At 67.3% G+C, this 8599-nt stretch carries 9 protein-coding genes and 1 pseudogene; 3 read left to right on the plus strand and 7 right to left on the minus strand.

The annotated features are described in order from the left end of the window. From AC2VOP_RS05875 to AC2VOP_RS05900, 6 genes and pseudogenes are all read right to left on the minus strand, one after another. A partial coding sequence (locus tag AC2VOP_RS05875; protein WP_486960080.1) for a cellulose-binding domain-containing protein occupies positions 1 to 792 on the minus strand: 792 nt, incomplete at its 3' end. 657 nt (positions 793 to 1449) lie between these two features. Beyond that, positions 1450 to 1875, minus strand: a pseudogene (locus AC2VOP_RS05880) (cation diffusion facilitator family transporter); the annotation flags it as partial. Between the two features lie 12 nt (positions 1876 to 1887). Beyond that, positions 1888 to 3123 carry a mannose-6-phosphate isomerase, class I gene (gene manA, locus AC2VOP_RS05885; RefSeq protein ID WP_486960081.1) on the minus strand — a complete coding sequence of 412 codons (1236 nt, stop codon included), beginning with the start codon at positions 3121 to 3123 and terminating at the stop codon, positions 1888 to 1890. Between the two features lie 13 nt (positions 3124 to 3136). Next, on the minus strand, positions 3137 to 4285 hold the full coding sequence (locus AC2VOP_RS05890; protein ID WP_486960082.1) for a TobH protein: 1149 nt from the start codon (positions 4283 to 4285) through the stop codon (positions 3137 to 3139). Further along, the gene (locus AC2VOP_RS05895) at positions 4282 to 5682 is read right to left on the minus strand and encodes a phosphomannomutase/phosphoglucomutase (protein ID WP_486960083.1); all 1401 of its coding nucleotides are present in this window, start codon (positions 5680 to 5682) and stop codon (positions 4282 to 4284) included. Before AC2VOP_RS05895 ends, AC2VOP_RS05890 begins: the two co-directional genes overlap by 4 nt. Before the next feature lie 55 nt (positions 5683 to 5737). After that, on the minus strand, positions 5738 to 6202 hold the full coding sequence (locus AC2VOP_RS05900) for a DUF3499 domain-containing protein (protein WP_486960084.1): 465 nt from the start codon (positions 6200 to 6202) through the stop codon (positions 5738 to 5740). Positions 6203 to 6336: 134 nt separating this feature from the next. Here AC2VOP_RS05900 and AC2VOP_RS05905 point away from each other — a divergent pair, with 134 nt between their 5' ends. Next, entirely contained in the window at positions 6337 to 6759 is a 423-nt protein-coding gene (locus AC2VOP_RS05905) for a metallopeptidase family protein (RefSeq protein ID WP_486960087.1), read from the plus strand. Between the two features lie 17 nt (positions 6760 to 6776). On the opposite strand, the gene AC2VOP_RS05910 is transcribed toward AC2VOP_RS05905, so the two are convergent. Next, a complete protein-coding gene (locus tag AC2VOP_RS05910) occupies positions 6777 to 7169 on the minus strand; it encodes a WhiB family transcriptional regulator (protein ID WP_486960085.1) in 393 nt (130 codons plus the stop codon). A 272-nt stretch (positions 7170 to 7441) separates the two neighbouring features. On the opposite strand from AC2VOP_RS05910, the gene cofD reads away from it, so the two are divergent. Further along, positions 7442 to 8431: a 2-phospho-L-lactate transferase gene (cofD, locus tag AC2VOP_RS05915; RefSeq protein WP_486960086.1), complete on the plus strand. Its 990-nt coding sequence runs from the start codon at positions 7442 to 7444 to the stop codon at positions 8429 to 8431. Further along, positions 8431 to 8599 (plus strand): coenzyme F420-0:L-glutamate ligase (locus tag AC2VOP_RS05920; RefSeq protein ID WP_486960088.1); only part of this gene is annotated, 169 nt, incomplete at its 3' end. The genes cofD and AC2VOP_RS05920, both read left to right, overlap by 1 nt.

Consider the following 8599-nt stretch of genomic DNA (forward strand, 5'->3'; position numbering starts at 1 on the left):
ACCGGTGTCACTGCCACCGCTTCCACTGGTACCGGTGTCGGTGACCGGTTGCCCGTCGACCGAAGCATCCGTCGGCGGCGAGTAGCTTCCAGTCTGCGCAGCCTGGAAGCCCACCGTCACCGACTGCCCCGGCTCAATAGTCTCGTCGTAACTCTTCGGCGTCAGGACGTACTGCGTGCCATCGTGGGCAAGATTGGCGTTCCACATATTTGTTATGGACTCGTTCGCCGGCAAGTCAAACTGAGCCTGCCAGTTCGTTATCGGAGTCGAACCCGTATTCGTGATCGTGTAATCCGCAGTGAAGCCGTTATTCCACTGCGACGTCACCACATACGACCCGTCAACGCCGTCACCACCGCTGCCGGCTGTTGCTCCCGGGTTGACCGAGGCCACCGCATGTGTCATCGCGCTGCCAGCACCCCCGCCACCGGACAACAACGAAGCGACGCTGCCGTTAGCGATCACATCATGGCCGATCAACCCGGTAGACATCAGGTTGATCACGCTGTCGGCCCGCACGAGGAGAGCATCGACCGCCGCTAACGGACCACCTGTCAGCGACTCCGGACCGGTGCCCGTGGCCAACGCTTCAGCGACGCCGTCCAACGGCAGTGCGCTAGACGACGAACCTGGCAAATCGAAGCCATTAGCCGCCGAATCGACGGCGGCTATCATCGGCTCGAATAGCTCTTCGAAATCCGCACGGGCTGGCGGCGCACCCGCCAACGGTGATAATCCGAACACCGAAAACGCCGCTACCGCAGTGCCGGAACTCACCAGCGCATCACGCACCCCGCCTCCACGCGCACCCCGTCGTTCCGCCCGGCACAGCGCCTCGTCTGACTCCGGACCACACGCCATACGCCGGAGCAATTCGACCTGAATCACGCAGCTACCCCCATCTTTCGACTTTTCGAATCAGACTCTCTCCGGCACTCCACCCGTACGCTCCCGCGCGTCCGGACCAAGCCATGCGCACGCGTCTGGGACCGGTAATCGTGGGGATCGACGAGCGCCGGTCTCACCTACGACAGCGTATCCGGGGCGCACGGCAAGTCGAAAAGACTTCATTATTCATGCCCCCCGTTCAGCTGACACGGCCAACCTCACGCATCCAGCACGGGACTATATGCGATGTTATGGCGTTATGTCCAAAAGTCGTTGACTCACCAAAGATGCCCGCGTAACTCCCCTCGTTTGCCCACTGTCGAGTGGGATCGCGTTGCAGGCGGACGGGAAGGTACTGACGATGACAGCCCGAAGCACTTGCGGCGCCAGTGACCTGCTGGACAACCGGATTTCGAACGAGTTTCACACGGCAGATCTGTCCAGGTCGGGCTGTAGGTAGATAACCCGCGCGGCAGGCACCACCGCGCGGATGTTGGCCCCGGCTGCGCCCATGGTCGCCACCACGGGCAGTCAGGTCGGCCTGCGGATCAAGCACAATCTTGGCCGCGACACGCGCCGTACGGTGTGAAAGCTGTAGGTTTCCAACGCGGTCGCCACGGTGAGGATCGCGATGGCCACCAGTGGAGAGCTCAGCTCGACGGGATGGGTGATCTTGCGGAAGCCGTCGTATACCGCGAACACCGAGCCGACGCTGAACAGCACCAGCGCCACCACAAACGAGCTGAAGTAGCGGCTGCGACCGTACCCGAACGGATGCAGGGCATCGGCCTGCTTTGCAGCCGCGCGCTGGCCGAACAACAGCAGCCTCTGGTTGGCGGTGTCAGCCACCGAGTGCACCGCCTCGGCGAGCATCGCGGAGCTGCCGGTGATCACGAAACTAACGAACTTGGCGGCGGCGATACCGGCGTTAGCGGCCAACGCCGCCAACGCCGCCAGAATCGCCGACATGCTACCGCGCGTTGACATCTCTGGCGTTTGTCACAAACCCACTGTGGCACGGAACAGTTCGGCCGGCTGCTGCGCGGCCAACCGAATCGGACCGTCGTCGGCTGCCACCCATACCGCGGCGCCGCGCCGCAGGGTCAGCGTCGCGGACTTGGCGTGTACCGTGACCGGCCCCTCGGTGCACAACAGGATCTGCGGCCCCTGGGAGATGCCGTGCCGCGACGGCGCGTCCACCTCGTGGCCGAGGTCTTCCCTGTCCAGGGTGAGCACCGAAACCGCGAACTCGTCCGCCGGAGTTTCATAGACCAGCTCCGGCCCGTCACGGTAGATGGTTGGTCGCAGGGCCGCTTCGGTGGTGGGGGTGAAGTCCAGCACCCGCAACAGCTCCGGGACGTCGACGTGCTTAGGGGTGAGGCCGCCGCGTAATACGTTGTCGGAGTTCGCCATCACCTCCAGCCCGGTGCCGCGCAGATAGGTGTGCAGGTTTCCGGCCGGCAGGAAGATCGCTTCGCCGCGGGCCAGGTTGATGCGGTTGAGCAGCAACGCCGCCAGCACGCCGGCGTCCCCCGGATAGCGTTCACCGAGCTCCAGTACGGTCTTGACTTCAGCGGCGAATTCCGTTGCGCCGGAACTGACATAGTGGATGGCGCCGTCGAGCACCGTTGGCACCAGAACGTCGAGGTCGGGCTGGGGTGCGGTAATCCACGTGGTGAACAGCGCACGCAGCCCGTCGGCATCGGACTGGTCGCTGAGCAGCTCGATGAACGGATCCAGGTCCGACACCGCCAGCGCCTGCAGCAGCTCGACGGTACGTGCCGACGGTCGGAACCCCGCGAGCGCCTCGAACGGCCCTAGCGCTACCAGCAGCTCGGGCTTGTGGCGGGTGTCGCGGTAGTTGCGGATCGGCGACGACAGCGGAATACCGAGCTGCTCCTCACGGCGAAAACCCTCGGCGGCCTGCTCGGCGCTGGGATGGGCCTGCAGCGACAACGGCTCGTCGGCCGCGAGCACCTTCACCAGAAACGGCAGCGTGTCCCCGAAGCGGGCGTGCACTGCAGCGCCGAGCTGTCCCTCCGGGTCGGCAACCAGCGTGTCGAGCAAAGACGTTTCGCCATTCGCGGTTTCCAGCCAGGCGGGGTCCGCCGGGTGGGCGCCGAACCACAGCTCCGCCTCGGGATGTGCGGTCGGAACCGGCCGGCCGGTGAATTCAGCGATCGCCGTCCGCGACCCCCAGGCGTAGGTCCGTATCGCTCCGCGTAGCAGGTCCACTGTGCCGGTTCCGTTATCCCCGCAAAAGCCGCAAGTATGCGGCCGTCATCTCCAGACGGACGGCCAGCACGGCCAACTGCTGTTCGACGCGGCCGGGCGACGGAAGCAAGCCGGCCGGTCCAGTCGAGTCCGCCCGGTTCGCTTCGGTCGGCACATCCCCGGCCCCGATCAGGTCCACATTGCTCAGGCCCGCGACGCGTGCCGCCACCACGGTGCGCTCAGCCGCCAGCGTCAACGCCACCACCCGTAACCGGTCGGCGGCCGGTCCATCGATCTGGTCGTCGTGAAAGATGTCCTCGGCGGCTCCGGCCGGGCCGGCCGGCTGGGCGCGCGACGCCGCCACCGCATCTGCCAGCCCGGTCGCCGCGACCGCGGTGTGCCCGATCCGCAGCAGCGCCGCCGAGCCGTGCCGGGCCAGCGCGAGGGTTGCCGCACAGTCACCGGCCAGCGCGACGGCCGAGTGGCCGAAGATCCGGTCCGCCAAGGCTTTAGCCGGGTTGGTGAACACTTCACGACCGGCGCTGTTACGCAGTGCCTCGCCGTCCAGCTCGTCGGCCAGCTCCGCCAGGCCGGTCTGCGACCCCGGTGCGCCCTGCGACCCCGAGTCTCCCGGATTCATCGCCGCCGACACCGCCAGACCGACAGCCAGGTAGCGGGGCAGCCCGAATTCGTCGGGAACCCTTACTCTCGGTTCCAGCACCGCGACGCGACCGGCTGTGCTATCGCGCAGCGGGCCCTCGTACGGTGCGGCGACCACCACGCGTGCCCCTCGGCGCACCCCGGTCGCCGCCGCGGTGACCAGCGCCGGATCCCCCGGGTCGTCACCGGCGACGATCAGCACGTCGAGCGTGCCGATCCACGCCGGCGCCTCGGTGGCCAGCACAACCGGCTCGGCTGCCTTATCGCCCAGCGCCGCGGACAGCATCGCACCCGCCGTCGCGGCGGTGCCGCGGCCGGATGCCCAGACCAGCGTGCGCGGCGGATATCCCGAGCGGTCACTGCGCACCGAGTCCAAGGCGCCCTCGGCCACGGCGGCGGCCGTGGCACGGACCTGGGCACCGGCCATCGACGCATTGCGCAGCACCCCGTCGTGGTCGGCGGCGAGCAACGCCGCCGCGTCGTCGAGGTCGATGGTGGATCCCGAAAAAGAGGACGTGCTCACGGCGCTACCTTTTGCGAAAGCTGCTGTACCGCCCTGATCTGCGAGGCGACCTGCGTGATCACCGCGTCGACCTCGTCGGCGGAGCGCGCCTCGACGTTCAGCCGAAGCAGCGGTTCGGTGTTGGAGCTGCGCAGGTTGAACCAGCTCCCGTCACCCAGGTCCACGGTCACCCCGTCCAGGTGGTCGATGGAGTGGATCCGGGTGCCGAACGACTTGAGCACCGCATCCACGCACGCGGGCGCGTCGGCCACAGCGTAGTTGATCTCACCGGAGGATTCGTAGCGCTGATAGTCTGCGGCGAGCTCCGACAGCGGCCGTTGCTGCTCACCGAGCGCGGCCAGCACGTGCAGCGCGGCCAGCATGCCCGAATCGGCACCCCAGAAATCCCGGAAGTAGTAGTGCGCAGAGTGCTCCCCGCCGAAGATGGCCCCGGTGTCGGCCATCAGGGCCTTGATGTAGGAGTGGCCGACCCGGGATCGAACCGGCGTCCCGCCACGCTCGGTCACCAGTTCCGGCACCGCCCGGGAGGTGATCAGGTTGTGGATCACCGTCGCACCGATCTCGCGTTCCAGTTCGCGGGCAGCGACCAGGGCAGTCACCGCTGACGGTGGCACCGGTCGGCCACGCTCGTCGACGACGAAGCACCGGTCGGCGTCGCCATCGAACGCCAGCCCGATATCGGCGTTGCTGTCTTGCACGTACTTCTGCAGATCGGTGAGGTTCGCCGGGTCCAGGGGGTTGGCCTCGTGGTTGGGGAAAGTGCCGTCGAGTTCGAAGTACAGCGGCAGCAGCGTGACCGCGTCGATGGGCCCGAAAACAGCCGGGGCGGTGTGTCCGGCCATGCCGTTGCCGGCGTCGACGGCCACCCGCAGCGGACGCAGCCCCGAGGTGTCGACCAGCGAGCGCAGGAACGCAGCGTAGTCGGCCAGCACGTCCTTATCAGAGATGACGCCGTGCGGCCCGCTGTGGTCGGGAACGCCGGCGATGACGTCGTCGCGGATCCTGGCGAGCCCGGTGTCCGCACCGACCGGCAGGGCGGCCGCCCGGCACAGTTTGATGCCGTTGTAGGCAGCCGGGTTGTGACTGGCGGTGAACATCGCGCCCGGGCAATTCAGCAAGCCGGAGGCGAAGTAGAGCTGGTCGGTGGAGGCCAGACCGATCCGGACCACATCGAGGCCCTGGCTTACCACGCCGCCGGCAAAGGCGGCCACCAGCGCCGGCGAACTCCCTCGCATGTCCTGGCCCACCACCACCTGGCCGGCGCCCTCGTCGCGCATCAACCGCGCAAACGCGGCCCCGACGTCGGTGACCAAGGACTCGTCGAGTTCCTCGCCCACCAGCCCACGCACGTCGTAAGCCTTGATCACACGCTGGACAGCCGCAGCAGGCCGAGACATGACCGGGCTCCTGACGAAGGGGACTCTTCGTCGCCAGCCTAGCTCTGTTCCGGAGTCAGTCCGGCGGGTCGGGCAATACCCGCAGGTGACCGCGGCGGCGCCCGCCGCCGGTACTGCCGGTCCTGCCGGTGCTGCCTTTGGCGCTGCGCATGGTCATCGATGAATTGCGCAATACCGCTGCACCGGGCTCACCCGTACCGGTGCCCGTCGGGCCGGGCTGGGGATACCACCCGCTTGCCGAGGAGACTTGATCTCTGACGCCCTCGCGGACCGCGTCGGCCAGCGCGATCAAGTCGTCGTCTTCGGGATGGGCGACCAGCGGACCGGAATGGCGGACCAGTTCCCAGCCCCGCGGCGCGGTGATCCGGCCCGCGTGGCCGACACACAGGTCCCACGAGTGCGGCTCCCGCGCGGTGGCCAGCGGGCCGACCACAGCGGTGGAATCCGCGTAGACGTACGTCAACGTGGCCACCGCATAGTGCGGGCACCCGGGCCGACAGCAGCGGCGGGGAACGTTCACGGTCGTGAGGTTATCGTGGCCGGCTGGCGCCACCTCGGTGGACACGCGCATTCGGCGGGGAGGCTATCGGCAATATGCCCAACCGTTACCATCGGCGCGTGAACGGTTCGCGCGGCTCCCGCAGAGGCCGCGAGATACGGGGCCCGCTGCTGCCGCCGACGGTGCCGGGCTGGCGCACCCGTGCGGAGCGATTCGACATGGCCGTGTTGGAAGCCTACGAGCCCATCGAACGGCGCTGGCAGCAACGGGTGTCGGCGCTTGATGTCGCCGTCGACGAGATCCCGCGGATCTCGGCGAAGGATCCGGACAGCGTGCAGTGGCCACCCGAGGTGGTCGCCGACGGGCCGATTCCGCTGGCCCGGTTGATCCGCGCCGGAGTCGACGTGCGCGGCAATCCCACCCGCGCGCGAATCCTGTTGTTCCGCAAGCCAATCGAACAGCGCGCCAAAGACAGCCTCGAACTCGATGAACTGCTGCACGAAATCCTGGTGGCCCAGGTGGCCACCTATTTGGACGTCGAACCCACGGTCGTCGACCCGACGATCGACGACCAGTAACCGGGTCCGGTTAACGGTTAAACTATGCCGCGCTTGAGGCGGCGGCGCTCCCGTTCGGAGAGACCGCCCCAGATGCCGAAACGCTCGTCGTTGGCCAGGGCGTACTCCAAGCACTCGGCACGCACCGGGCAGCGCTGGCAGATCTTTTTGGCCTCACGAGTGGAACCGCCCTTCTCTGGGAAGAACGCCTCGGGGTCGGTCTGCGCGCACAGCGCACGGTCCTGCCACTCCTCGTTGGTGGCCGGCCTGGGCTCGAATATCTCGGGCTCGTCGGGAACCACGCTCAAGTGTGGCCGGGCCATCGCGCCCCCGATCGCCGCAGTTGCCTTCCTCACCGCAGTAACTGCGCCGGTGTCGATACCGGTGTGCGGTATGTCGCCGGTTACGCTCCGAAGGTGTTCATAGGACATGCTCCGCCTCCTCACCTGGTTCCGTGATCGTGAATTGTCGGGTCCATCTCAATTCGAACAAGTGATCGAATCTCGGTCTGCGACACCGGAACCGGCAGGCCAACCGGGAAATGACACTGGTGTGATTAGACACCGGTTGACTGCCAGGGTCAAGGGTTGGACCAGAAATTCCTACCATTCCGTTACCGATTTTCGGCGTGTTCGAGACCGGCGAGTCGCTGTCGTGTTGACCACACCCCCGCGCACGGCACTGCGCAGTACTGTCATGCGCTGTGAAGGTCACCGTTCTGGTCGGCGGGGTCGGCGGTGCGCGATTCCTGCTCGGGGTGCAGCACCTGCTCGGCCTGGGCCGGTTCGCCGACGACGGCCAAACTGCTGGTCACAGCCTCACCGCGGTGGTCAACGTCGGCGACGACGCATGGATCCACGGGGTGCGTGTCTGTCCGGACCTGGACACCTGCATGTACACCCTGGGCGGTGGTGTCGACCCGCAACGTGGCTGGGGCCACCGTGACGAAACCTGGCACGCCATGGAGGAGCTGGCCCGCTACGGCATGCAACCGGACTGGTTCGCCCTGGGCGACCGCGATCTGGCCACGCACCTGGTCCGCACCCAGGCGTTGCGGGCCGGCTATCCACTGTCGCAGGTCACCGCGGCACTGTGCGGCCGCTGGCAGCCGGGCGCGGAACTGTTGCCCGTCAGCGACGACAGTTGCGAAACCCACGTGGTCATCACCGATCCAACTGACGGCAACCGGCGTGCGATCCATTTCCAGGAGTGGTGGGTGCGCCACCGCGCCGCAGTGCCCACCCATAGCTTCGCCTTCGTTGGCGCCGAAAAAGCCACCGCGGCACCCGGAGTCGGCGAAGCCATCACCGGAGCCGACGCCATCTTGCTCGCACCGTCCAATCCGGTGGTGAGCATCGGCGCCATCCTGGCGATCCCCGGCGTCCGCGCGGCGCTGCGGTCGACCACCGCCCCCGTGATCGGTTATTCGCCGATCGTCGCGGGGAAGCCGTTGCGGGGCATGGCGGATACTTGCCTGAGCGTGGTCGGCGTGGCGGCCACCTCCGCGGCAGTGGGCCGCCACTACGGGGCACGCAGCGGCACCGGGATTCTGGATTACTGGCTGGTGCACAACGGTGATGATGCCGACCTCGAAGGTGTGCGGGTGCAGCCGGTCCCGCTGCTGATGACCGATCCGGCGGTGACCGCAGAGATGGTGCGCGCCGGACTGGATCTCGCGGGTGTGCGCCTATGATCCGCTCCGGCGAACACGGCAGTGCCGCGACGATCGAGGTTATCCCGGTAGCCGGCCTCCCCGAATTTCGGCCGGGTGACGACCTTTCCGGCGCAGTCGCTTCGGCCGCACCGTGGCTGCGTGACGGCGACGTTGTGGTGGTCACCAGCAAGGTGGTGTCCAAGTGCG

Source organism: Mycobacterium sp. TH-M106, from assembly GCF_057473765.1.

What these genes read in the sequence shown, in the direction of transcription:
- AC2VOP_RS05910 (WP_486960085.1), bottom strand. Translation starts at nt 7,169, where the DNA reads ATGTCCTATGAACACCTTCGGAGCGTAACCGGCGACATACCGCACACC.
- AC2VOP_RS05895 (WP_486960083.1), bottom strand. Translation starts at nt 5,682, where the DNA reads ATGTCTCGGCCTGCTGCGGCTGTCCAGCGTGTGATCAAGGCTTACGAC.